Source organism: Mesorhizobium sp. WSM4817 (genome assembly GCF_055811135.1).
Map to the genome: position 1 here is coordinate 27,747 of NZ_JBVVQQ010000021.1, position 24,302 is coordinate 52,048.

Sequence of the window (24,302 nt, forward strand, 5' to 3'; positions counted from 1 at the left end):
GGACTTGTGAACGGCGGCGCCCCGCCAGGAAGGCGGTTTGCGGGCGGTTCAAAATGGACGATTGCTTTCGTTCATGTCAGGATAAAAGCGAAATTCTTGCGCGCAGTTGCCGGTTCCGATGCCTGAGATCGTCACCAAACCCCGCACCAAGACGAAGCCGAAGATCGAACGGCCGAAGCTCTACAAGGTCATCCTCCTTAATGACGATTTCACGCCGCGCGAGTTCGTGGTGACGGTGCTCAAGGGCGAGTTCAAGCTGAGCGAGGACCAGGCTCGGCGGGTGATGATCACCGCGCACCAGCGCGGCGTCTGCGTCGTCGCCGTCTTCACCAGGGACGTCGCCGAGACCAAGGCGACACGGGCGACCGATGCCGGCAAGGCCAAGGGCTACCCGCTGATGTTCACGACGGAACCGGAGGAGTAGTGCCGGTTTCCCCTCCTCCCCTTGCTGCGGGAGAAGGTGGATTGGCGTGCAGCGCCAAGACGGTTGAGGGTACTGTACGGAGTGCGGTGATTGACAACTGCTCATCGCCGAGGCACGTTCGCAGCGCTGCGTAGGGCGCATCGATGTAACGTCGAAAGGGCAATGCCCGCCTATACTGTAACCACAGTTGCGCCCATGCCGAATCTCGAAAACCTCAAAAAGCAGGCCAAACAATATTTGCGGTGGCACCGCGAACGGTACTATCCGGTCGCAGCCGAGATCAGGGCTGCGTTGCCACGCTTCCAGCATCTCGATGACAATCAGGTACTGGAAGCAAATTTCAAGCTCAGCGACGCGCAGGAACTGATCGCGCGTCAATCGGGGTTCGAGGGATGGCAGGCGCTCAAGACAGGAGCCCCAGCCATGACAGATCAGAAAAAACAGACCGTACCTGCACCCGTTCTGAGTTCAACCTCAGCGCAGTTGTTCGTCACCGACATCAAAGCGTCGTTCGAATTCTTCACCACCAAGCTCGGCTTCGGAGTCGACTTTGTTTACGGCGACCCGGCATTTTACGGACAGGTGACACGTGACAATGCGCAACTCGCGCTGAGGCTGGTTTGCGAACCTGTGTTCGTTGGCGATATACGGCAACGTGAACACCTGCTCTCCGCCGGGATCACAGTCGATACTGCAGACGAGATTAAACAGCTCTTTTCTGAATTTTCAGGCCGCAGGGGTGCCCTTTCACTAAGTCCTCAGGAAAGAACCCTGGGGTGCCAGAAACTTCATTGTTATGGATCCAGACGGAAATCTCATTTTGTTTGCTGGCCCGGGCGACTGAGCCGTCTGCGTCGTCGCCGTCTTCACAAGGGACGTCGCCGAGACCAAGGCGACTCGGGCGACCGATGCCGGCAAGGCCAAGGGCTACCCGCTGATGTTCACGACGGAACCGGAGGAGTAGCGCGCCCGCTTCCCTTCCCCCTGTGGGAGAAGGTGGATTGGCGCGCAGCGCCAAGACGGTTGAGGGGTGCTGGACGGAGTGCCGTCGCTGCCAAGCTGGAACACCCCTCATCCGACCGAGCGGAGCCTGTCCTCGGGCTTGCCGGAGGCAAGACCCGTGGGCTCGGCCACCTTCTCCCACAAGGGGAGAAGGAAAATCGGCGTCGCTACCACCCCTCGCGGTACCACATCGAGCCCAATGCCAGCAGCAGCAGGCCGAGGCCGAGGAACCCGCCGAACAGCGGCACGCGCGAGACGGCCTTCAGCACACTGTCGTCGGTGGTGCGCAGGCCGATCCAGTCGTTGCCGGCCGCCGCGCCCGTGGAGCGGACCGGGACGACCGACGGCAGCGTCACGCCGCCGGCGAGATTGCCAAGGGTCGACGATTGCGCCAGCCGGCGCACGCTGCCGCCGGTGGCCTCGGCCGGGGCTCTCAGCCGGTTCTCGGTGGAGACGACGTCGGTGAATTCCGGTGCGTTGACCGGGCCGACATGGGCAAGCGCTTTCAGGTCGCCATTGCCGACCTGATAGAGGCCGATCTCGCTGGTCTCGATGCTGCCGAGGAAGACGCCGGGTTCGGCTCTCTCGAGCTTGACGGTCATCGCCTTGCCGGACGGGGTGATGATCTGCGCCGGGCCGGGATCGTCGCTCATCGTCTGGCGGCGGATTTCCAGCATCATGCCGCGGCCGTCGGCAGTCAGCCGCTCCTCCTCGAGTTCGGGCTCCTTCATCAGCCAGTGGGCGATGCGGCGATAGAGCTGGACATGCGGGCCGCCGCCCTCGAAGCCGCGCGCCCACAACCAGCCCTGGTCGGACAAAAACATGCCGACGCGGCCTTCACCCTTGCGGTCGAGCAGCAGCAGCGGACGGTTGTCGGCGCCCTTCATTACCGCCTCGCCCCCGGGGTTCTCGACGCCGATGGTGCGGAACCAGCGGCTCCAGTGCGGCGGCTCGGTGGCGGAGCCGTCAAGCCCGCGCGTCACCGGATGGCGCTGGCCGAGCTCGGTGAGGCGCGGATAAAAGGCCTTTTCGACGACTTCGCCGGTCGGCATCGCCGGCAGCGCCGACATCAAAGGCGTGCGGGCGATGGAACTTTCGCCGGCATATTCGGGTCCTGCCGCGATCAGCAGCGCGCCGCCCTTTTCAACATATTCGGCGATGTAGTCGTAATAGAGGACCGGCAGCACGTCGCGGTGCTGGTAGCGGTCGAAGATGATCAGGTCGAAATCCTTGATCTTCTCGACGAACAGTTCGCGCGTCGGGAAGGCGATCAGCGACAATTCGTTGATCGGCGTGCCGTCCTGCTTTTCCGGCGGCCGCAGAATGGTGAAGTGGACAAGATCGACCGAGGCGTCGGATTTCAGAAGGTTGCGCCAGGTGCGTTCGCCGGCATGCGGTTCGCCGGAGACCAGCAGCACGCGCAAATTCTCGCGGATGCCGTCGATCAGCGCGATGGCGCGGTTGTTGGTGTCGGTGAGTTCGTCGGGCTCGGGATCGATGGCGAGTTCGACGATGTTGCGGCCGGCGCCGGGAATGGTCACCTGCAGCGGCATGGCCCGGCCGATGGTGGCGCGCTCGACCGAGACCTGCTCGCCATTGACCGAGACGCGCACATCGACCGAGCCGGCCTCGTTGTTGGTACCGATGACGCGATAGGTCATTTCGAGCGGCTTGCCGACCAGACCGAAGCGCGGCGCATTCTCGAAGCGGATGCGGCGATCCTTTTCCTGGTCGTTGCCGGTGATTAGCGCGTGCAGCGGGGCGTTGAAGTCGGGCGTTCCGCCTGGGGCGTCATGCACCTCGCCGTCGGTGATCATGATGGCGCCGCCGATGCGCGAAGGCGGCACGTCGCGGAAAGCGCTCTCAAGTGCCCCGAAAAGCCGCGTTTCGGTGCGCTCCTCGGCGGCTTCCGACTTGCCGGCCTCGACGACGCGGACGTCGAACTGCTTGAAGCGGCCGAGGCGCTGCTGAAGCCCGACCAGCGCCTCGTCGGTCTGCCTGGTGCGCTCGCCAATGTCCTGGCTCTGGCTGCGGTCGACGACGACGGCGACGACGCTTTTCAGCGCCTCGCGCTCTTCGTCGAGCAACACCGGGTTGAGCAGGGCAGCAGTCAGCGCCAGCAGGGCGGCAAAACGGAAGACCGCGCCGCGCTGGCGGAACCACAGGCCGACCAATGCCAGCAGCAACAGCGGCGCCAGCACCAGGCCGAGCAGCGGCCAGGAGATGAGCGGTTCGAAGGCGAGCGACAAGTTCATGGCTTACTGCCCCAGCCGTTCGAGCAGCACCGGCACATGCACCTGATCGGATTTGTAGTTGCCGGTCAGCATGTACATCATGATGTTGACGCCGCCGCGCAGCGCATAAATGCGCTGCATCGGATCCGACGGCACGGTCGGCAAAAGCGGGTCGCCATTCTCGTCGACCGCCCAGGCGCCGGCGAGATCATTGGCGGTGATCATGATCGGCGAGACGCCGTCGCCGGTGCGTACCGGGCGGTTCTCGGTGTTGCTGGCTTCGAGCGACGCCGCGACCCAGAGCGGGCCACCGGCGAAGCGTCCGGGAAACTCAGGCAGGATGTAAAAGGATTTGGTCAGCACATGGTCCGACGGCACCGGCTCCAGCGCCGGCACGTTGAGGTTGCCGAGGATGTCGCGCAGCCGCTCCGTCGCCGGGCTGGCCTGCTCCGCGCCGATGCCGGTGGCGAACTGGTCGCGCGTGTCGAACAGCACCGTGCCGCCCTGCTGCATATAGGCGTCGACGCGGGCGATCGCGGCCTGGCTCGGCATCGGCGCGGCAGGATCGATCGGCCAGTAGATCAGCGGATAGAAGGCAAGCTGGTCCTTCGAGATATCGACGCTGGCCGGCGCCCCCGGCTCAAGCGCGGTCTTCTCGATCAGAAAGCGGGTCAGGCCCTCCAGCCCGGCCTGGCTGATCGAATCGACGCTCCGGTCGCCGGTCTGCACATAGCCGATCCGGGTTTTCGAAATGTCCTCGATCGCCCGCTCATCACCGGGTTTGGCATCGTCGGCGCGGGCGATGTCGGTGTGGCCGACCAGGGCGCCGAGCGTAATCAGCAGGGCGGCGGTGGTTGCGGCGGCCGTGCCGGCGCGGCGCGGCCGGCGCGATAACAGGCCGCCCATCCAGAACACCGCCAGCGTATCAAGGACCATCAGCAGGAGAGCTGCCGCCACCAGCGGGCCCTTCAAATTGTGCGATTCGTCGAAAGCGTACTGGACGGTGGTGACCGGCACGGTGATCTGAGGACGGACCAGCGGCGCCAAGCGGCTTTCGGCATTGAGCAGATTGTGAGCGATGACGCCGGTGTCGGAGCCATACAGGCCGGGCGGATTCTCGAACGTCACCGGCAGCGGGCCGGCACCCGGCACCAGCGGCCGTGCATCCGGCGTCGGCGGCACCAGCGTGCCATCGGCTGATATCATGCGGTAGGGCGCCAGCGAGGCGGCGGCGGCTTCGGCATTGGCGACCGCCGCACCCTGGTTGCGCGACAGTTGCACGATGCGGCGCAGCATCTCGACGAAACTGCCGGAGATCGGCAGGTTCGACCAGGTCGCCTCCGGCGTGACATGGAACAGGACAAGCGTGCCTTTGCCCTTCTTCATCCCGGTCACCAGTGGCGTGCCGTCGGCAAGCGTGGCCCAGCTGCGCTCGACGATATCGGGCGTCGGCTCGGCCAGCACCTGCCTGGTGACGGTGACCTCGGCCGGTGGAGCGAGATCGGCGAAGGGGCCGGTCTTCGGAAAATCGGTGACCGGCTGCGGCGTCGTCCACGACAGCGCGCCGCCGAGCGAGCGCTCGCCGGTGCGCAGCCTGACCGGCAGCAGGTCGTCGTCATTGCCGGCGGCGACCAGCCGCGAGCCGGCGAATCGCACCAGCGTGCCGCCATTGTCGACCCAGTCGACCAGCCTTTGCCGCACCTGCTGCGGAATGGTGCCGACATCGGCCATGACGATCATCGCCGGCTTCTGGTCGAGGAGCTGCGGGATGGCGTCGGCAAGGTCGGCGCTCGACGGCTCGGCCAGATCGGCGAAGGGCTGCAGCGCGCGGCGGATGTAGTACAGCGGCGACAGAAGCGGCTGCGCCTGGTCGGCTTCGGCCTGCGACAGCAGTCCGACGCGGCGGCGCTTGGAACTCTCGTCGAGCACGCGAACGGCGCCGGCCTGCCGCTGACCGTCGAGCGTGATCGAGGCGAAGTCGTTGCGCAGCTCGAAAGGCACCGCCATCGTGCCGGTGGCGGTGGATTCGCCCGGCGAGAAGGTCAGCGTGGCGTCGGCGATGCGGCGGCCCTTGTCGTCGAAGGCGCCGGCGGTCACCTGAGCCGGCGCCGGATCGCCCGGCGCGCGGATGGCGGTCAGCTCGAAGCCGTCCACCTGGTTGTCGGCGCCAGTCAGGCCGATCAGGCCGGGCCGGTCGGAGGCGGCCCAGACGACACGGGCGGCGTTCTTCGACAGAAGCGTGTTGAAGGCCGCCTCGTCGCCTTCCGCCGCCAGACCGTCGGCGAGCACGGCGACGCTGGCGCCCGGCAAGCTCTCCAGGGTTGTCGCGACGCGGGCATAGACGGCCGGGCGGTCGGTCGGGATCGGCCGCGGCTTTGCCGCGCGCAGCCGGTCGAGCGCGGTGGCGGCGTCGAACGGGCCGATCTCGGCATTCGGTTTTTCGGCGGTGAAGGCGATGATGACAGGCACGTCGTTGGAGCTGGCATCGGCGATCAGCCGTTCGGCAGTGGCGACGCGCTGGCCCCAGTCGGCGGCACTTGCCCAGTCATTGTCGATGACCAGCGCAAGCGCGGTGCCCTCGGCCGGCAGTCTTTCACGCGGGTTGAACACAGGTTCGGCCAGCGCCGCAACGATAAGGGCCGCCATCAGCAGCCTGAGCAGCGTCAGCCACCACGGGCTCTGTTGCGGCGTCTCCTCGCGCTTCAGCACGCGGGCCAGGATCTTCAGCGGCGGGAAGACCTCGGTCTGCGGCTTGGGCGGGGTGAACCGCAAAAGCCACCAGATCACCGGCAGGGCCAGAAGGCCCCACAGCACCATCGGCGCCCCGAAGGAGAGTGGCAGCCAGCTCATGCGCGGATCCTCCCGGCTGAGCTGCCATCGACGGTCATCGCCATGTGGACACGCACCAGCGCATCGGAGGCGAGGCGGTCGGTGTGGTTGACGGTAAAGCTCCAGCCGAGGCGCTTGCACCAGTCGGTCAGTTCCTGGCGGCGGGCGATGTAAAGCAGTCGGTAGTCGTCGCCCAGCGTTTCGGCGCGGCCCGCGGTCAGCTTGTCGCCGGTCTCGGGATCGGTGAATTCGGTGCGGCCGGCATAGGGGAATCTCTCCTCGGCCGGGTCGGCGACCTCGATCAGATGGGCACGCACGCCGTGGCGGGCGAGCACCTCAAGCCAGGCGATTGTGTCCTCGACCGGATCGAGGAAGTCGCTGACGATGACGATGTCGCAGAAGCGGCGGATGGCGGACAGGTCGGGCTTTGCCGGCAATTCGCCGGCATGGCTGAGTTGTGCTGCGATCCGCTCGGCGCCGTTGCGGGCGGTGAACGGATCGGTCAGCCCGGGCCAGGCGATACGCTCGCCGCTGCGCGACAGAAGCTCGGCCATGGCCAGCGCCAGCACCAGCGCGCGGGACTCCTTCGAGACGGTGGCGCCGGTCGATTTGTAGAGCATGGAAGGCGAGGGATCTGCCCACAGCCACACCGTATGGGCGGCCTCCCATTCGCGGTCTCGCACATAGATGTGGTCGTCGCGGGCCGAGCGGCGCCAGTCGATGCGCGAGGAGTCGCCCTCGACATAGGGCCGGAACTGCCAGAAATTCTCGCCGATGCCGCGCTTGCGGCGGCCGTGCCAGCCGGCGATCACCGTGTTGACGATGCGACGCGCCTCGACCAGCAGGTCCGGCACCAGCGATGCCCGCAACCGGCCGCGGGCGAGCGCGTCACGCGTCGCTGCCGGAGCCTGGGCCTCGCCTATACGCGCCATCAGATGCCTTTTGCCAGTTTCGCCACCACGTCACGCACGGTCGTGCCCTCGGCACGGGCGGCAAAGGTCAGCGCCATGCGGTGCTGCAGCACCGGCTCGGCCAGCGCTCTGATATCGTCGATCGACGGCGCCAGCCGTCCGTCATAAAGGGCGCGGGCGCGGGCGCACAGTGTCAGCGACTGGCTGGCGCGCGGGCCCGGGCCCCAGGCGACGTGCTTGTCGGTCTCGGCATTGCCCTGGCCGGGGCGCGCCGAGCGCACCAACTGGAGGATCGCCTCGACGACGCTTTCCGGCACCGGCATGCGGCGAATGAGGGTCTGGATCTCCTTCAGCCGCGCCGGCTGCAACACGTTCTGCGCCTTGGCGTCCTCAATGCCGGTGGTCTCCAGGAGGATGCGGCGCTCCGCCTCGATTTCCGGATAGAGGATGTCGACCTGCATCAGGAAACGGTCAAGCTGCGCCTCGGGCAGCGGATAGGTGCCCTCCTGCTCCAGCGGGTTCTGCGTCGCCAGCACGTGGAAGGGCGCCGGCAGGTCATGGCGGACACCGGCAATGGTGACGTGGTATTCCTGCATCGCCTGTAGCAGCGCCGACTGGGTGCGCGGCGAGGCGCGGTTGATCTCGTCGGCCATCAGCAGTTGCGCGAAGATCGGCCCGGAGATGAAGCGGAACGAGCGCTTGCCGAATTCGTCCTGCTCCATCACCTCGGAGCCGAGAATATCGGACGGCATCAGGTCGGGCGTGAACTGGATGCGGCGGGAATCGAGGCCGAGCACGATGCCCAGCGTCTCGACCAGCTTGGTCTTGGCGAGGCCGGGCACGCCGACCAGCAGCGCATGGCCGCCTGCGAGCAGCGCCACCAGCGTGCGTTCGACGACGCTTTCCTGGCCGAAGATGACGCGGCCGACGCCCTCGCGAACCCTGGAAATGTCGGCCAGCGCCGTCTCGGCCAGGGCGATCATGTCCTCTTCGCTGATCGGGCTTTCCTTGATCATCACGCTCATGCAGCATCGATCCTTCTCGTTGGAAATACCGGCTTGCAGCTTCGACGCCACAGAGTGCCGCGATTCGGCCTCGCGTGGCGCCCGTCTTTGAACTTAAATCACTGACTTAGGCTGACAAGCGGAACAACAGTGACTATTTCGTGACCATGACAGAACGCGCCGACGATCGTGAAGGAAGTTTGACGGCAGCGACCGAGGCGCGCGGACTGGAGGCGCTGATCTCGCGTGCCGCCCGCGCGGGCAACGGGCCGGCGCCGGTGGATCGTTGGAATCCGGCCTTTTGCGGCGATCTCGACATGGAGATCCGGCAGGACGGCACCTGGTTCTACCAGGGCACGCCGATCGGCCGCATGCCGCTGGTGCAGCTGTTTTCCTCCGTGCTGCGCAAGGACGAAGACGGCAGGACCTACCTGGTGACGCCGGTGGAAAGGGTCGGCATCCGCGTGGTCGACGCGCCCTTCATAGCCGTCGAGATGGATGTTTGCGGCACCGGCGATGGCCAGGTCATCACCTTTCGTACCAATGTCGGCGATGTGGTCGAGGCCGGGCCGGAGCATCCGCTGCGCTTTCTCGACGAGGAGGCAACCGGCGGCCTGAAACCCTATGTGCTGGTGCGCGGACGGCTGGAGGCGCTGCTGGCGCGGCCGGTCATGTATGAATTGGTCGAGCATGGCGAGGAGATCGAGGTCGGCGGCCGAAGGATGTTTGCCGTCCGCTCGAAGGGTGCGGTCTATCCGATCATGCCGGCGGAAAAACTGCAGCGGCTGAGCGCGTGAGCGGGCGACGCCAAATGGACCGGGGCCAAATGAACCGGGGCATGATGGACCAGGTGACGCGATGAACCAGGTGACACTATGGACCAAGTGACGCCGGCGCCGTTTTCGGCCGCAGATTTTCGCGCCCGCGTCGCGGCGCAGCCGCTGGCGCATGCCGCCGACGATTATGGCGACCATCGCTTCAACCCGGGACATCCGCGTTTGAAGCTCGCAAAGGCGCTGCGCGATGCCGCCGTGCTGATCGCGGTGGTCGATCATGGACGCGATGCAACGGTTCTGCTGACCAAGCGGGCGGAAAAGCTGCGCAGCCATTCGGGGCAGGTGGCCTTTCCCGGAGGCACGATCGATCCTACCGATCCGAGCCCGGAGGCGGCGGCATTGCGCGAGACATTCGAGGAGATCGGGCTTGGCCAGGATCGGGTCGAGATCATTGGCCGCATGCCCGATTACGTCTCCGGCAGCGGCTACCGGATCGCCCCGGTGCTGGGAATAGTGCGGCCGGACTTTTCACTGACGCTGAATTCCGAGGAGGTCGACGCCGCCTTCGAAGTGCCGCTGCGCTTTCTGATGGACCCGGCCAACCACGGCCGCGACAGCCGCATGTGGAACGATCTCGAATGGGTCTTCTACGAAATGCCCTATGACGGACAACGCATCTGGGGCGTCACCGCGGGCATCATCCGCACGCTCTATGAAAGGCTCTATACGTGAGCGGCCGGGTGTCGCTCGCGGGCAAAGCCGACTGGCTCGGGGAACGGCATTTGCAGCGCCTGCTGGCGGCTTTGGCGGATGGCGGCGAGGAGGCGCGCGTCGCCGGCGGTGCGGTGCGCAATGCGCTCATCGGCCAGCCGGTTGCCGACGTCGATATCGCCACCACAACCGTGCCTGACGAGACCATCCGCCGCGCCAAGGCGGCGGGTTTCAAGGCGGTGCCGACCGGCATCGAGCACGGCACCATCACGATTGTCGCCGGCGGCAAGCCATTCGAGGTGACCACGCTGCGCGCCGACATCGAGACCGACGGACGGCGGGCAAAAGTGTTGTTCGGGCGCGACTGGAAGGCCGATGCGGAACGACGCGATTTCACCATCAACGCGCTCTATGCCGAGGCCGACGGCACGATCGTCGACCTGGTCGGCGGCATTGCCGATATCGAGGCGCGCCGGCTGCGCTTCATCGGCGATCCGGAGGCGCGCATCCGCGAGGATTATCTGCGCATCCTACGCTTTTTCCGCTTCTTCGCCTGGTATGGCGACGGCCGGCCGGATGCCGAAGGGCTGAAGGCTTGCGCCCGGCTCAAGGAGGGGCTTGGCCAACTCTCGGTCGAGCGCGTCTGGTCCGAACTGAAGAAGCTGCTGTCGGCCCCCGATCCATCGCGCGCCCTGCTGTGGATGCGCCAGGCGGGCGTGCTCACCAGCGTTCTGCCGGAGAGCGAGAAATGGGGCATCGATGCGATCCATGCGCTGACCAGGGCGGAGAAGGATCTCGACTGGATGCCGGACCCGCTGCTCAGGCTGGAAGCGATCGTGCCGCCGGACGCAGCGCGGATGAAGACGCTCGCCGAGCGGTTGAGGTTCTCCGTCAGCGACGCCGGTCGTCTCAGGCAGTGGGCGCTGACAGCGCCCGTCGGGCCGAAGACGACCGAAGCGGAACTCGCAAAACGGCTCTATCGCGGCGATCGTCAGGGCCTTGTCGATCGCTTGCGGCTGTCGCTCGCTTCCGCTCGAGCCCGCGCCGTCGAGGACAACGACGCGCTGCTCGAAGCTGGCGGCTTTTCGCGGCTGCTGGCCTTTGCCGGAAAATGGAAAAAGCCCGACTTTCCGCTCAAGGGCGCCGATCTGACGAGGCTTGGCGCGTCGCCCGGGCCGAAACTCGGCGCAACCCTGAAGAACCTCGAAAACGAGTGGATCGAGTCCGGCTTTGCGCTGGATCGCGGCGCACTTCTCAACCGCGCCGCAGAAGCACTCGAAAATTAGGCAAATCAGGCCGCGTCGCGAGCCTTTTCGATGCGCGAACGGATCGCTTCGATCATCGTCTCGCGAATGATCGTCTCGCCATGCGTCTCACGCATATGCTCGACGGCACGACGCATGATCTCGGCTTCCTCGTCGGCGCGCGTATGCCAGTCACAACCCGGAACCAGCGAGCCGCAGTGGAATTCCTTCATCGGATTTCTCCCTTTTCCTCCTCGAAGCGCCGCATCTGCTCTGACACGGAAGCTCCAGCACCTTTGATCGACGCATGATCCCTGTCGGAAACCGGCTCGGTATTCGGGTCATGCGCTGGCCGAACCAGCATAACACGATCGGATGGTTTTGGTTGCTGCAGAGACCGAAAAAGGCGGAGCATCGCTGCTCCGCCCTCTTGACGCTACCCCGGAGGCAAGACCCCGTCTTGCTCCAGCGGCCAGGCCATCACTTCACGATCCTGACTGCCTCGGCGATTTTGTGCTTGCCGCTCATGTCCCACGAAACGCGGACCTTTTCGCCGACCTTCAGGCCAGGATTCTTGAAGGCCTTGGGCAGCGTAAAGGTAGATCCGTTATCCAGAACAAGGCTCATGGCCGTTCCATCATAGATCTTGACCGTGCCCGTAGTGTGCTTGACCGCTGCGAAGGCAGCGCCACCAGAGGCAAGAACGGCAGCAGCCGCAACCGACATAATAAGCTTGCGCATGGCATGCTCTCCTGGAAATGAAGGCACCATTTTTGGAAGGTGCCCCACTCAATCATGGGCCGTCCGGTCGCGTCGGGTCGCGGTTCCAGGGAGGCGAGAACCGCCGGCGTTTCCCGGCCCGTAACGAAAAATAGTCTTGTTTTTTCAAGTAGATATTAGACGAAAAAGATATTCTGCGCGCCACATTCGCCGCCAGAATCCTGCGATTTGGACCTGATTACGACTCACGTCCAACTCACCGAGAGTTTACGGCCATTTCACCTCTGGCGGCAGGCTGGACAGGATCGCGGCAACGTTGCCGCCGGTCCTCAGCCCGAAGATGGTGCCGCGATCGTGAAGCAAATTGAATTCGACATAGCGGCCGCGGCGAATGAGCTGTTCTTCGCGGTCGCCCTCGGTCCAGTTGTCGTTGAAATTGGCCCGCACCAAATGCCCGTAGACGACGAGAAAAGTGCGCCCGACATCCTGGACGAAGTTGAAATCGGCGTTCCAACCGCCTTTGTCCTCGTCCGAATGCAGCCAGTCGAAGAAGATGCCGCCGGTGCCGCGCGGTTCGTTGCGGTGCGGCAGATAGAAATACTCGTCGCACCAGGCCTTGAATTTCGCGTGGTCGGCGACGCCAGCGTGCTTCTCGCAGGCAAATTGCATGGCGCGGTGGAAGGCGACCGTGTCCGGGTCCTCCTGGCTGCGGCGACGGTCGAGCACCGGCGTCAGGTCGGCGCCGCCGCCGAACCATTGGCGCGAGGTGACGACCATGCGCGTGTTCATGTGCACCGCCGGCACGTTGGGGTTCCACGGATGGGCGATCAGCGAAATGCCGCTCGCCCAGAAGCGCGGGTCTTCCTCGGCGCCCGGCATCTGCTTCCTGAACTCCGGCGAGAACTCGCCATAGACCGTCGAGGTGTGGACGCCGACCTTCTCGAAGACGCGGCCGCGCATCATCGACATGGTGCCGCCGCCGCCCTTGCCGGCGTCGCGCTGCCACGGCGTCTTTTCGAAGCGGCCGGGCGACCATGAGGCCTGCGGCCCCTGCAGGTCCTGCTCGATCTGCTCGAAGGCGGCGCAGATGCGCTCGCGCAGCGTCTCGAACCACAGCCGCGCCTTCATCTTCTTCTGTTCGATGTCGGCCGGCAGCCCCGCCGGTATTTCGGGTCGTTGCAAATGCTGTCTCCTGTTGTCGGGCGTACCCCGACAAATGACTCGTCTTTTCCGGCCGCGATCCCTAATCTCTTAGGTGCAAGGGTCAAGTGTGAATGGAGTTCTTTCGTGCGCACTCCGGCAAGACCGCCGCTGGATGGCCTGAAGAAGAGGCTCGACCGTTCGCGTGCCGAGCGCGAGCGCATGCCGCGCGACGGGTTTTTGCGCGAGACCTTCGTCCTGCCGCGCTCCGATGCGCGGCTCAAGGCGAAAGAGTGGTTCGAGCGCTTTCCCAAGCAGGCCTACTGGACCGAGATCGAAAGCTGGTTCGAGCGGCCGGGCGACGTCATCGAATTCACCATCAGGCGATTGCCGGCGGCGGATTAGCGAGCGACCAACAACCGCCTTGCTCCCGGGCCTTGGGCGCTCAGCCGGTCTTCCTTGTTACGCAGCGGGCACTTGTCGATCGACATGCAGCCGCAGCCGATGCAGTCGGTCAGCCCGTCGCGCAGCTTCTTCAACTGGGCAATCTTGCGATCGAGCTGGTCGCGCCAGGCGGTTGAAAGCACATTCCAGTCCTCGCGCGTCGGCGTGCGGCCTTCAGGCAGCGATGCCAATGCCTCGCCAATCTCGGCCAGCGAGATGCCGACCTCCTGTGCCACCTTGATGATCGCCACCCGCCGCAGCACGTCGCGGCCGTAGCGCCGCTGGTTGCCTGATGTGCGGTGGCTGCGGATCAGTCCGCGCGCCTCGTAGAAATGCAGCGCCGACACTGCCACCCCGCTACGCGTGGCCACCTGGCCGACCGTCAGTTCCATCACCGCAGCCATTCGAATTTTCCGCTTGACCTCAAGTTAAGTTGAGCTTGTAACGAAGAAACCCTTGAAATGCAAACCGCAGGAGAAGGCGATGTGCGCCTGGGTGAGAATGACAAGTGACGGTGCGGTCGTCGGCGAGAAAGCCGCCACAATCGCTGCACCCGCTGAGGATCTGCAAATCCTATCCGAGCTGTCGGATCGCCTCGCCGGCCACCATGGCGACGGAAAGCGCGACGTTGATGCTGCGCGCGCCCGGCTGCATCGGGATGATCAGTCGCGCATCCGCCGCCTCGTGGACAGGGTCAGGCACGCCTGCGGATTCGCGGCCGAACAGAAGAATGTCGGCACCGGCGAAGGCGAAATCGGTGTAGGCGGTCGCGGCTCTGGTCGACAGCAGCACCAGCCGCCGCGCTTCGCCTCTGCGCCAGTGCTCGAAGGCTTGCCATTCGACATGCCGGGTCAGGGCCGCCATTTCGAGATAATCCATGCCGGCCCGTTTCAGCGCCCGGTCGGAGAGCGGGAAGCCGGCCGGTTCGATGATGTCGACGCCGAGACCGAGGCAAGCCGCGAACCGCAGGATTGTCCCGGTGTTGCCGGCGATATCCGGCTGGTAGAGCGCAATGCGGAGACGGTTGTTCATTTCCGCATCCTTCTAATAAGTGGCAGATCGGCCACAACAGGTTCGCCGTTTTGGAAATTTCTGGACCGGCGGGTGGTCATTTTCTGCGAAGTCGGTTATACGCCGGGCATTGTCAACCCGAACCGATGGAGGGGTAATTCATGATGATCATGCACATCCAGCGCCCCTCATGTGGGCTTACCAGCCTGCCGGCGGTTTCGGTTCGACGATTCTCCTGACCTTTTAGACTTCGATCGCACCGATTCTTAGCCGAAACCCTTTTTCGGTCTTCGAAGGAATCCTGCGATGTTTTTCAAGCTGTCGAAGGGGCTGAACGCCCCGCCTGAGCACGCCGCTGTTCAACCCCAGCCTTTCGCTGGCCATTCAGCTGCGAACAGGCCGGATTTTTCTCCCGATTTTCACATGGAGGACGGACCGATGTTCGATCCCTGCAAAATTCCCGGTTCAAGAAACCTGCACGAGCGCAGGATGGCGACCTGGGCGCTGTTGGTCGGCGAAACCTACTCGTCGGCGGTTCACGCCGAAACCCGCCGGCGCCCGCATCGCGGCATGCTGCCGGACGTCGACTTCTCGCGCGCGGTTCCCGACCGCAGCCGGCCGTCGCTGGTGCGCCGGATTATCAGGCTGATCCGCCCTGGCGCGAAATCCGGCGCGAAACTCCGGGTCGTCGACGCAGCGCTGTCAGGATCGTCAAACGAGCCTGTCGGCGAAAAGCCCGCGACATCCTATATTGCGCGAAGCAGGATCGGCGGCCCGGGTGATTCCGGGACGCCGGTCCTTGCTGCCACGCGACCCATGACGCCATGCGCTCCCAGGACGCTACACGCTCCCGCGCGGCGAGAGCGAAAACGAGCATGTGAGTACCAAGACAATGTTCCGCTGGTTTGAAACAAGGCTCGATCCGTTCCCTGCCGAGGAGCCGGTCGAGCCGCCGAAGACGCTGATCGCCTTCTGCGTCCACTATACGCGCGGCGCCTGGCCCTACATCGCAATCGATGCGATGCTGGTGACGGCTATCGCCCTTGCCGAAGTGTGGATGTTCGGCTTCATGGGCAGGATCGTCGACTGGCTGTCGGTGCAGAATCGCGAGACATTCCTGCAGACCGAGGGCTGGAAGCTCGCAGGCATGGCTTTCATCGTGGTTTTCGCGCTGCCGGCGACGGTCTGGTTCCATGCGCTCCTCAACCAGCAGACGCTGATGGGCAACTATCCGATGCGTATCCGCTGGCAGGTGCATCGCTACCTGCTCAAGCAGTCGATGGCCTTCTACCAGGACGAGTTCGCCGGACGCATCGCGACCAAGCTGATGCAGACGGCGCTCGCCGTGCGCGAATGCGTCATCAAGCTTATCGATGTGCTCAATTATGTCGTGGTGTATTTCCTCGGCATGCTGTTCATCGTCGGCTCGGCCGACTGGCGGCTGGCGGGACCGCTTGCCGTCTGGCTTGCCGGCTATGTCTTGCTGCTGCGCTATTTCATCCCGCGGTTGGGCAAGGTCGGCGAGGAGCAGGCCAACGCGCGCTCGACCATGACCGGCCGCGTCGTCGACAGCTACTCCAACATCCAGACGGTCAAGCTGTTCTCGCATGCGCGGCGCGAGGCGTCCTTCGCCCGGGAAGGCATGGCCGGCTTTCTCGATACGGTCTACCGATCGATGCGGTTGGTGACGCAGCTCTACGGCCTGCTCTACGTCCTCAACTCACTGCTGTTGTTTTCGGTCACTGCGATCTCGCTGTGGCTTTGGCTCGGCCAGGTGGTGACGATCGGCGCCGTCGCCCTGGTCATCGGCCTCGTGCTTCGGCTCTGGGGCATGTCGCAATGGATCATGTGGGAGATGTCCACCCTGTTCGAGAATATCGGCACGGTGCAGGACGGCATCAGCTCGATCTCGCTGCCGCGCGTCGTCGAAGACAGGCCTGGCGCCAAGGACATTGTCGTGACCAAGGGCGAGATCCGTTTCGAAGACATCCGCTTCCACTACGGCAAGCAGAAAGGCATGATCGAACGCCTGTCGCTGACGGTGAAGCCGGGCGAAAAGGTCGGCATCGTTGGCCGCTCGGGCGCCGGCAAGTCGACGCTGGTCAACCTTCTGTTGCGCTTCTACGACCTTGAAAGCGGCAAGATCCTGATCGACGGCCAGGAAATCGCGGCGGTGACGCAGGATTCGCTGCGCGCCCAGATCGCCATGGTCACGCAGGATACCTCGCTGCTGCATCGCTCAGTGCGCGAGAACATCCTTTATGGCCGACCGGACGCCAGCAACGAGATGCTGGTCGAGGCAGCACGCCGCGCCGAGGCGCTTGATTTCATATCAAGGCTTTCGGACGCCAGTGGCCGCACCGGTTTCGATGCGCATGTCGGCGATCGTGGCGTCAAATTGTCAGGCGGCCAGCGGCAACGCATCGCGATTGCCCGTGTTATGCTGAAGGACGCACCGATCCTCATCCTCGACGAGGCGACGTCTGCGCTCGATTCAGAGGCCGAGGCGGCGATCCAGGAGAACCTTTACAAGCTCATGCAAGGCAAGACCGTCATCGCCATCGCGCACCGGCTCTCGACGATCGCGGCGATGGACCGGCTCGTCGTTATGGACAAGGGCCGCGTCATCGAGGAGGGTTCGCATGAGCAACTCGTCGCCAGCGGCGGGCTCTATGCGCAGCTTTGGCAGCGTCAGTCGGGCGGCTTCCTGCTCGACGAGCGTGCGGCCGCCAACGATGCCATGGTCAAGGGTCAAGCAGCGGAATGATGGGCCGCAGAATGATGGCACCAGAATGATGATTGCCGTCTATCGCTGGTTCGAGAACTGGGTCTATCCGTTCAGGGAGCCCGCGAGCCTTCGGCCACCGGTCAGCGTCAGCGGTTTCCTCTGGCACTATGTCGGCCAGGCGAAGGTCGCCTTCTTCGCCATGCTTGTCATCGGCGGCATTGCGCCGCTGGTCGAGGCTGGGCTGTTCTACTTCGTCGGCAGGCTGGTCGACATTCTCGACCAGCTCCCTGGCGAGCGTAGCTGGGATGCGCTGTGGATTGCCGCCGGTCCCGAACTTGTCTTCATGGCCGCCGTGGTGCTGGTCGTCCGCACCATCGTCGTAGGCCTGGCGGCGCTGGTCGACGAGCAGACGATCACCCCCGGCTTCTACAATCTGGTGCGCTGGCAGGCGCACCGCCATGTCTCGCGCCAGTCCTACAACTTCTTCCAGAACGATTTCGCCGGCCGCATCGCAACAAAAGTCTGGCAGGCCGGGCAGGCGACCGGCGATTTGATGCAAAGCTTCATCGAGGTCGTCTGGTTCATGGTCGTCTATACGGTGACGACGCTGGTGCTGGTCGCCGGCCTCGACTTGCGGCTGGCGGCGCTGGTGGTGATCTGGATCACCGCCTTCGGCTGGCTGGCCAAGCGCTATCTGCCGGCGATCCGCAAGCATGCCGAGCAAACCGCAGAGGCCGGTTCGATGATCACCGGCCGCTTTGTCGATTCCTACTCGAACGTGCAGACGCTGAAGCTGTTCTCCGCCGATGGCGACGACCGATACATCAGGAGCGGCTTCAACATCTATCTCGATGCGCTGCGCCCGTTCACCCGCAGGCTGACCGGCGTGCGCATGGCGCTGACGACGCTGTCGGGGATCATGATCACCGCGATCGCCTGTTTTGCCGTCTATCTCTGGCTCGAAGGCTCGATCACCGTCGGCGCCGTCGCCTTCACGCTGTCCCTGGTGTTGCGGCTCAACATGCTGCTCGGCCGGCTGATGATGCAGCTCAACAGCATCCTGCGGAATCTCGGCGTGCTGGAAAACTCGAAGGCGCTGATCTCGCAGCCGCTCGGCCTGACCGATACGCCCGACGCCAAGGAGCTTGTCGTGACCGGCGGCCGGATCGAAGTGAACAACGTCGAGTTCCACTACGGCAAGGGATTCGGCGTGCTCAACGGCATCGATCTTGTCGTGCGGCCGGGCGAGAAGGTCGGACTGGTCGGTCCGTCCGGCGCCGGCAAGACGACGCTGGCCAATCTGATCCTGCGCCTCTACGAGCTCGAGGCCGGCAAGATCACCATCGACGGCCAGGACGTCTCGAAGGTGACGCAGAATTCGCTGCGTGCCAACATTGGTGTCGTCAGCCAGGATACCGCGCTTTTCCACCGTTCCTTGCGCGACAACATCAAGCTCGGCATGCCGGAAGCAACCGACGCCGAGGTGATCGCGGCCGCGAAGAAGGCCGAGGCGCACGATTTCATCCTCGACTTGCGCGACAATCGCGATCGCCAGGGCTATGAGGCCTTTGTCGGCGAGCGCGGCGTGAAATTGTCTGGCGGCCAGCGCCAGCGCGTGGCGATCGCCCGCGTCTTCCTCAAGGACGCGCCGATCCTGATACTCGACGAGGCGACGTCGGCGCTCGATTCCGACATCGAGGCGGCCATCCAGGAAAATCTGGTGCGGCTGATGGAGAACAAGACGGTCATCGCCATCGCGCACCGGCTGTCGACCATCGCGGCACTCGATCGCCTGGTGGTGCTCGACGGCGGCCGCATCGTCGAACAAGGCACGCATGACGAACTGGTCGCTATCGACGGGCTTTATGCGCGGCTGTGGAAGCGGCAGTCCGGCGGCTTCCTGTTCAACGAGGAGAGCGTGCTGGAGGAGACGCGGCCGGCGGAGTAGGGCCAGATTTCAGCAAAAAACGGAGTGAATCATGTCGGTGAGAATGCCATCGAATTTCGGACGGTCGGGAGCGCGGGAGAGCGCGCTCGACCTGCTCGGCCATGAAATCCTCGGCGAAAAGGCGGCGGCGCTCGGCCGCGCCGGCCGGCGGGTGGATGAAACGCTGGCGAGGTTGCGTGAACATGGCGAGGATGGCGAACGTCGTGCTCGCCTGCTCAGGGACGCGGCGGAGGCGGTCCATGGCTATTTCATCCAGCGCGAATTGTGCGGCTTGCGCAAGCACGACGCAGTGATCCGGGAATACAACATCCCCAAGGCCGTGCTGGCCAGGCTCGGCGCGAAATAGACACTAGTGTTGAAATCTGACGCTTGGTACCGAAGACGAAATAAATACCGATTTCGACCCGTTCCAGTCGTCCAGATTCGCTCGCGCTACGGAATAAGTTGACCCGAAGCCGCCCTTCATCAGCCCATTTCGCTGCCTGATAGCTGACATTTTTGGCAACCAGCACTGATGGCTCGGAAGCCTGCTGGCGGGGTTGAAGCCATGGACCAGCCAGCGCTCGTTCTAAGACAAACAGTATTTCGCTGATCGTATCCATGGCCCCCCTTGCTCAAAGAAATCCGTGACAATCCCGTTCTCTGGTTGTTGGCCTTTGCGCCTGCGGTGTTCGTCGCCCAAGCACTCGAGCCCGAAGCACACACGCTGCTTTTTGTGCTTTCCGTGCTGGCGATCGTGCCGCTGGCCGCGCTGCTGAGCTACGCCACCGAGTCGATGGCGACCAAAACGGGCGATACGGGTGGGCGGCCTTCTCAATGCGACGCTGGGCAACCTCACCGAACTGATCATCTACTCACTGGGTCTGGTATTCTCGCTTAAAACGCATCGGGAGTTTTTCGGCGGCGGGGATCCCCATCCGGACGCAGGCGAATCGATGTTGCCGGCGCCCGTAGCTCTGGGGACGGCGGCCTGTCTGACCGTCAAAGGTTCGGAGCGGCTTGAGACAATTTGCCGGTCTCGGGAACAAATTTGGATTCTTTCAGTTAATGACGACGTTTCGCATACGGCAAACATTGCCACCAGCGAGGGACGCGATCATGAGGTTCCTGTCAGGTATAGCGACCTCCCTGGTCGCCACTTTTGCACTTACAAGCACTGTTCCAGTTGATGCCGCACCGATCTTCGTGCCCAGGGCACAAAGCGCGCAGTCCGATGTCATCCAAATTCGAGATGGCTGGTACAGGGGTTATCGCGGCTATCGCCACTATCGTCCGGGATACCATAGGCACAACGACTTTTGGTTTCCCGCCGGCGCATTTGTCGCTGGAGCGCTGCTCGGCAGCATGATCGCCAACAACAACGGCTACTACGGCGGGTATTACCGAAGCGGCTTCTACGGCGATCCTTATTACGGCAGACCTTATTATGGCAGACCTTATTATGGCAGACCTTATTATGGCGGAGCCTATTATGGCGGATCCTATTATGGCAGACCTTATTATGGCGGAGCCTATTATGGCGGATCCTATTATGGCGAACCGTATTACCGCGACCGGTATTACCGCAACCGGTATTATGGCGACCGGTATTATGGCGAACCGTATTACCGCGACCGGTATTACCGCAACCGGTATTATGGCGACCGGTATTATGGCAATGGGTATCACTCAAACAGGTCCTATCGCCCATGCTCGCCCCGGGAAGCCGATTCCGGTAATTGCTACTAGCGCGGCCTGTCGCGACACATTCTACCGCCTATCGCGAATTTGACCTTGATGTGCCCACATGGCATCATGGAATGGTAGCTGGACTGCGAAGACAAGACTTCTTGCCGCGGCGGCCGATTCCTTCAACGTGCGGCTGGAAGCCTGCCTCAGTCGACTACCCTGCTGATTTACGTCTTGCGGTTGGGTGGGCATGAATTGAGCCCAACGAACGAGATTGGCAAGACGTCGATCTGCCTCTGTGTTCTATTCTCGAACGGTTTCGAGTGGAGGAGAAAATGGCCAACATCAAAGACACAGCTTTAGACATAAATGCGGCGCCGCCGAGCGCTGAGCAACTGCGAATGGCTCTCCTAGAGGAGCAGATGGCGGAGGCAGACAAGCAGGAAAAGCTGCGGGCGAAAAAAAATCAGGAGCTCACGAAGTTCACAGAAAGTTTCCTCAAGGACCAGGTGAACGAGAATGAAATCGCGATGGTCCGCCGCCTGGTGATGAACGCTGTCAAGAACGGCAAGTACGAAGCACTAGTATATAGTTTTCCGTCGGGCCTTTGCACTGACAGCGGCCGAGCCATCAACAGCGCTGATCCGCAATGGCCCGAAACGCTCCAGGGGAAGGCCAAGCAGTTCTATGAGCGCTACCAGAAGAATGCGAAGCCGCAGGGTTACAAGCTTAAGGCCATGATTATTAACTTCCCCGGCGGAATCCCTGGCGACGTCGGCTTCTTCTTAAATTGGGAGCCCGAAACCAAATAGGAACCGGTAAATGGTTCTGAACTGCGTGTATAGCTGGGTCAAAGCACGTTCGGCACCACGTTGCGCGGAGTTGCATCGTCCACGAAGTTGTCGGGCCGCTTCTGGCGTTTGCTGAAGTTAGGTTTTTCGAACTCGACGCGCTCATAGGGGATGGAGCTCAGAATGTGCGAAATGCAGTTGATGCGCGCGCGCTTCTTGTCGTTTGACGGCACAATCCACCAGGGCGCATGCCTTGTGTCTGTTGCACGGATCATCTCGTCGTAAGCGCGGGTGTAATCCCACCAGCGGTTGTACGATTCGACATCCATCGGGCTCAGTTTCCACTGTCGAAGGGGGTCGTCGGCCCGCTGTCGGAAACGCCGCTCCTGTTCTTCCTCACTCACATCGAGGAAGTATTTGAGCAACGTTATGCCGCTTTCGACAAGGGTGGCTTCAAAACCTGGCGCCTGTTCGAGAAAGCGCCGCACCTGCTTCTCGCTACAGAAGCCCATGACGCGTTCAACGCCAGGACGGTTGTACCAGGAGCGGTCGAATATCACGATCTCGCCTCCGGCGGGCAGGTGCTGGACGTAGCGCTGAATGTAGATCTGGGTCTTCTCCCGATCGGTCGGAGCCGGCAGGGCGACGACGCGGAACACGCGTGGGCTGACGCGCTCGGTGATGCGCTTGATCACGCCGCCTTTCCCGGCGGCGTCACGGCCCTCGAAAATGATCAAGATGCGGGCACCAGACTTCTTTACCCAGGCCTGAAGGTGGGAAAGCTCGACCTGCAACCGGGCGAGTTCCTTCGCATATTTTTTTCCTCCCGATTTTGCTTCCTCCGCCGGTTCGGATATCGTAGCCGCCGCCCTGTCTCTATTCTTCTTACTCATGTCTTCCTCCACTCCACTGACACGCAGCCATTAAAATGACAGTTAGGTGACAGCAGGAGAGTCCCTGAACTGTCACGCTTGGGCCTCGAACGCATGATACGCCTCTTCGGGAATGTCGAAGACCATGTCGGAGCCAATGCGCTCGATCACGCCGGCGCGAACAAGGATATCGCGCGCTTCGGCGTGAAGCTCCGCTACGCCAAGCCTGATCCCGCGATTGCGCAATTCGTCACATAGCTCCTCCAGCATTGCCGCTGCCGAGCTGTCGATCTGGGAAATTGCACTTGCATCAATCAGCAGCCAGCGTGTGTCGGCCGGCAATTCCTGGGCAATGGACCGCAGCCGCGATGCGACGTAGTCGGTGTTGAAGAACAGCAGGCTGCCTTGAATGAGGCATACGGCGAGGCCGGGTACCTGACGAGCCTCGGGCGTTCGATGCAGTTTGTAGAAACCGTCATGGCCTGGAACACGGCCGAGCATAGCGTCGCGGGGAAACATCAGCTTGCGCAAAACATAGACCAGCGTCGCGCCGATCGCGATGACAACCCCGTTAAGGACGCCCAGACCGATCGGACCCCACATCGCGATAAGGGCGAAGACGAACTCCATGCGGCTGATGCGCCAAATCTGCCTAAGGGCGGCGAGATCTATCAGGCTGATTGCAGTAGCCGCAAGAATCGCCCCGAGCGCAGGGATCGGGATAATCCTTAGGGTCGGACCGAGAAACAGCAGTGTCGCGATCAGGGTCGCGGCAGCCACGATGCTCGTCACCTGCGAGCGTCCGCCAACGGTAAGGTTGACCGCCGTGCGCGAGTCGGAGGCCGTCACCGGGAAGGCGCCGAAAAGGCCCGCCCCTATGTTCGCAGCGCCAAATCCGATGAGTTCGCGGTTTGGATCGACCGGGTAGCCGCCTATTGCCCCAAAGCTGCGGGCCGTAATGATGCCGGCGCCGTAGCTCACGAGGAAGATCGCCGCGGCGCCGAGGGCCAATGTCTGGATCGGAAGGTCAGCGATCGCTGGCAACGACAACGAGGGCAACCCTGTCGGAATATCGCCGACTACGGCGATGCCGCGTCCTTCAAAGTCGAAAACGGCCGAAAGCACTACGGAGAGGACCACGACCAGCACTGGCCCGGGAACCGGAAAACGCATGGCCCGCGCGATCTGCAACAAACCGAACATCCCCAAGGCCAGCAGAAGAGACGGCCAATGTATCGATCCGGCCTTGCGCAGAAGTTCGAGGACCGGTGCGAGCAGGCCTTCCGCCTCGATCTTGAGTCCGGTGAAGCGACCGATTTGGCCGATCAGGATCGAAAGCGAGATGCCGATGAAGAACCCCGTCAGGATGGGACGCGACAGGAAGGTTGCAAGAACGCCGAGCCGAAGCACCCACGCCGCCAGGCAAAACAAACCGACGCCAAGCGCGAGGATTGCTGCGATCGCAGTTCGGTCCACTTCGAGCCCGACTGGCACGCTCGCGGTAACCGCGACCAAAACCGCCGCAAGCACCGTCATCGTAGCCGCGTCCGGACCGACTATGAGCTGACGCGAGGGGCCAAAGATCGCGTAGGCAACCAGCGGCGCGATGCTCGCGTAGATGCCGGTCTCAGGCGGCAGGCCCGCTATCGCAGGATAGGCGATAGCACTGGGAAGCCCAACCGCGGCAACTGCAAGCCCGGCAGGGACATCGCTCCGCACCCAGCCCGGTTGATAACCGGAAAGGCTCGTAAGCACGGGAAGGCGCAAGCCCACCGGGTTGAATCCTTAGTTGGCATAACTATTTTATTAGCTTAAGCTACTCTATAGTCTTGCACCGGGCCTGAC

The 24,302-nt window shown here is 63.3% G+C and carries 22 protein-coding genes and 3 pseudogenes; 13 read left to right on the forward strand and 12 right to left on the reverse strand.

From position 1 onward, the window contains the following. The first annotated feature begins 118 nt into the window (after positions 1-118). The 3 genes and pseudogenes from clpS (AC0L2K_RS24905) to clpS (AC0L2K_RS24915) form a co-directional block, all read left to right on the forward strand. Positions 119-424, forward strand: coding sequence for an ATP-dependent Clp protease adapter ClpS (clpS, locus tag AC0L2K_RS24905; protein WP_023799954.1), 306 nt, complete (start codon positions 119-121; stop codon positions 422-424). Positions 425-619: 195 nt separating this feature from the next. After that, positions 620-1,268 (forward strand): annotated as a pseudogene (locus tag AC0L2K_RS24910) (VOC family protein). Positions 1,269-1,271: 3 nt separating this feature from the next. Next, positions 1,272-1,388: pseudogene (clpS, locus tag AC0L2K_RS24915) on the forward strand (ATP-dependent Clp protease adaptor ClpS); the annotation flags it as partial. A gap of 205 nt (positions 1,389-1,593) precedes the next feature. Here the strand turns inward: clpS (AC0L2K_RS24915) and AC0L2K_RS24920 are convergent. The 4 genes from AC0L2K_RS24920 to AC0L2K_RS24935 are packed head-to-tail and all read right to left on the reverse strand — an operon-like array spanning position 1,594 to position 8,425. Beyond that, positions 1,594-3,681 (reverse strand): hypothetical protein, encoded by a 2,088-nt coding sequence (locus AC0L2K_RS24920; RefSeq protein WP_473532566.1) that lies wholly within the window; start codon positions 3,679-3,681, stop codon positions 1,594-1,596. Between the two features lie 3 nt (positions 3,682-3,684). Beyond that, the gene (locus AC0L2K_RS24925) at positions 3,685-6,510 is read right to left on the reverse strand and encodes a DUF4159 domain-containing protein (protein WP_128169701.1); all 2,826 of its coding nucleotides are present in this window, start codon (positions 6,508-6,510) and stop codon (positions 3,685-3,687) included. Further along, positions 6,507-7,421 (reverse strand): DUF58 domain-containing protein, encoded by a 915-nt coding sequence (locus AC0L2K_RS24930; protein ID WP_473532567.1) that lies wholly within the window; start codon positions 7,419-7,421, stop codon positions 6,507-6,509. Before AC0L2K_RS24930 ends, AC0L2K_RS24925 begins: the two co-directional genes overlap by 4 nt. Beyond that, entirely contained in the window at positions 7,421-8,425 is a 1,005-nt protein-coding gene (locus AC0L2K_RS24935; protein ID WP_023799949.1) for an AAA family ATPase, read from the reverse strand. The genes AC0L2K_RS24930 and AC0L2K_RS24935 overlap by 1 nt, the downstream gene beginning before the upstream one ends. A gap of 146 nt (positions 8,426-8,571) precedes the next feature. On the opposite strand from AC0L2K_RS24935, the gene AC0L2K_RS24940 reads away from it, so the two are divergent. The 3 genes from AC0L2K_RS24940 (at position 8,572) to AC0L2K_RS24950 (ending at position 11,177) form a co-directional block, all read left to right on the forward strand. After that, positions 8,572-9,201 carry a DUF1285 domain-containing protein gene (locus tag AC0L2K_RS24940; RefSeq protein WP_473532609.1) on the forward strand — a complete coding sequence of 210 codons (630 nt, stop codon included), beginning with the start codon at positions 8,572-8,574 and terminating at the stop codon, positions 9,199-9,201. 78 nt (positions 9,202-9,279) lie between these two features. Further along, positions 9,280-9,912 (forward strand): CoA pyrophosphatase, encoded by a 633-nt coding sequence (locus tag AC0L2K_RS24945; protein WP_473532568.1) that lies wholly within the window; start codon positions 9,280-9,282, stop codon positions 9,910-9,912. Then, the gene (locus tag AC0L2K_RS24950) at positions 9,909-11,177 is read left to right on the forward strand and encodes a CCA tRNA nucleotidyltransferase (protein ID WP_473532569.1); all 1,269 of its coding nucleotides are present in this window, start codon (positions 9,909-9,911) and stop codon (positions 11,175-11,177) included. Before AC0L2K_RS24945 ends, AC0L2K_RS24950 begins: the two co-directional genes overlap by 4 nt. Positions 11,178-11,182: 5 nt before the next feature. On the opposite strand, the gene AC0L2K_RS24955 is transcribed toward AC0L2K_RS24950, so the two are convergent. The 3 genes from AC0L2K_RS24955 to hemF form a co-directional block, all read right to left on the reverse strand. Continuing rightward, positions 11,183-11,368 carry a DUF1059 domain-containing protein gene (locus AC0L2K_RS24955; protein WP_023799945.1) on the reverse strand — a complete coding sequence of 62 codons (186 nt, stop codon included), beginning with the start codon at positions 11,366-11,368 and terminating at the stop codon, positions 11,183-11,185. Between the two features lie 247 nt (positions 11,369-11,615). Then, positions 11,616-11,876, reverse strand: coding sequence for a DUF1344 domain-containing protein (locus tag AC0L2K_RS24960; RefSeq protein WP_287238909.1), 261 nt, complete (start codon positions 11,874-11,876; stop codon positions 11,616-11,618). A 246-nt stretch (positions 11,877-12,122) separates the two neighbouring features. Beyond that, positions 12,123-13,037: an oxygen-dependent coproporphyrinogen oxidase gene (gene hemF, locus AC0L2K_RS24965; protein WP_287238910.1), complete on the reverse strand. Its 915-nt coding sequence runs from the start codon at positions 13,035-13,037 to the stop codon at positions 12,123-12,125. Positions 13,038-13,142: 105 nt separating this feature from the next. Between hemF and AC0L2K_RS24970 the strand changes: the two genes are divergently transcribed. Further along, positions 13,143-13,400, forward strand: a complete 258-nt coding sequence (locus tag AC0L2K_RS24970) for a hypothetical protein (protein WP_006202578.1) — start codon at positions 13,143-13,145, stop codon at positions 13,398-13,400. On the opposite strand, the gene soxR is transcribed toward AC0L2K_RS24970, so the two are convergent. Further along, a complete protein-coding gene (gene soxR / locus AC0L2K_RS24975; RefSeq protein WP_473532570.1) occupies positions 13,397-13,843 on the reverse strand; it encodes a redox-sensitive transcriptional activator SoxR in 447 nt (148 codons plus the stop codon). The genes AC0L2K_RS24970 and soxR overlap by 4 nt on opposite strands. Positions 13,844-14,012: 169 nt before the next feature. After that, positions 14,013-14,471 (reverse strand): tRNA (cytidine(34)-2'-O)-methyltransferase, encoded by a 459-nt coding sequence (locus AC0L2K_RS24980; RefSeq protein ID WP_287064228.1) that lies wholly within the window; start codon positions 14,469-14,471, stop codon positions 14,013-14,015. Between the two features lie 417 nt (positions 14,472-14,888). On the opposite strand from AC0L2K_RS24980, the gene AC0L2K_RS24985 reads away from it, so the two are divergent. The 5 genes and pseudogenes from AC0L2K_RS24985 to AC0L2K_RS25005 form a co-directional block, all read left to right on the forward strand. Further along, positions 14,889-15,359: a hypothetical protein gene (locus AC0L2K_RS24985; protein ID WP_287064227.1), complete on the forward strand. Its 471-nt coding sequence runs from the start codon at positions 14,889-14,891 to the stop codon at positions 15,357-15,359. After that, positions 15,343-17,217, forward strand: coding sequence for an ABC transporter ATP-binding protein (locus AC0L2K_RS24990; RefSeq protein WP_287239008.1), 1,875 nt, complete (start codon positions 15,343-15,345; stop codon positions 17,215-17,217). The genes AC0L2K_RS24985 and AC0L2K_RS24990 overlap by 17 nt, the downstream gene beginning before the upstream one ends. 25 nt (positions 17,218-17,242) lie before the next feature. After that, complete coding sequence (locus AC0L2K_RS24995) at positions 17,243-19,126, forward strand: ABC transporter ATP-binding protein (protein WP_473532571.1); 1,884 nt, start codon at positions 17,243-17,245, stop codon at positions 19,124-19,126. Between the two features lie 31 nt (positions 19,127-19,157). After that, positions 19,158-19,472 carry a DUF6665 family protein gene (locus AC0L2K_RS25000; RefSeq protein ID WP_128174437.1) on the forward strand — a complete coding sequence of 105 codons (315 nt, stop codon included), beginning with the start codon at positions 19,158-19,160 and terminating at the stop codon, positions 19,470-19,472. A gap of 264 nt (positions 19,473-19,736) precedes the next feature. Then, a pseudogene (locus tag AC0L2K_RS25005) lies at positions 19,737-19,977 on the forward strand (calcium/proton exchanger); the annotation flags it as partial. 365 nt (positions 19,978-20,342) lie between these two features. Here the strand turns inward: AC0L2K_RS25005 and AC0L2K_RS25010 are convergent. After that, a complete protein-coding gene (locus AC0L2K_RS25010) occupies positions 20,343-20,816 on the reverse strand; it encodes a pentapeptide repeat-containing protein (RefSeq protein WP_473532572.1) in 474 nt (157 codons plus the stop codon). A 313-nt stretch (positions 20,817-21,129) separates the two neighbouring features. Between AC0L2K_RS25010 and AC0L2K_RS25015 the strand changes: the two genes are divergently transcribed. Next, on the forward strand, positions 21,130-21,606 hold the full coding sequence (locus AC0L2K_RS25015) for a histidine kinase (protein WP_287238919.1): 477 nt from the start codon (positions 21,130-21,132) through the stop codon (positions 21,604-21,606). Between the two features lie 38 nt (positions 21,607-21,644). Here AC0L2K_RS25015 and ppk2 read toward each other — a convergent pair whose 3' ends face one another. Both ppk2 and AC0L2K_RS25025 read right to left on the reverse strand, forming a co-directional pair. Continuing rightward, positions 21,645-22,478, reverse strand: coding sequence for a polyphosphate kinase 2 (gene ppk2, locus AC0L2K_RS25020; protein ID WP_128247200.1), 834 nt, complete (start codon positions 22,476-22,478; stop codon positions 21,645-21,647). 72 nt (positions 22,479-22,550) lie between these two features. After that, positions 22,551-24,230 (reverse strand): SulP family inorganic anion transporter, encoded by a 1,680-nt coding sequence (locus AC0L2K_RS25025; protein ID WP_473532573.1) that lies wholly within the window; start codon positions 24,228-24,230, stop codon positions 22,551-22,553. Positions 24,231-24,302 lie beyond the last annotated feature (72 nt).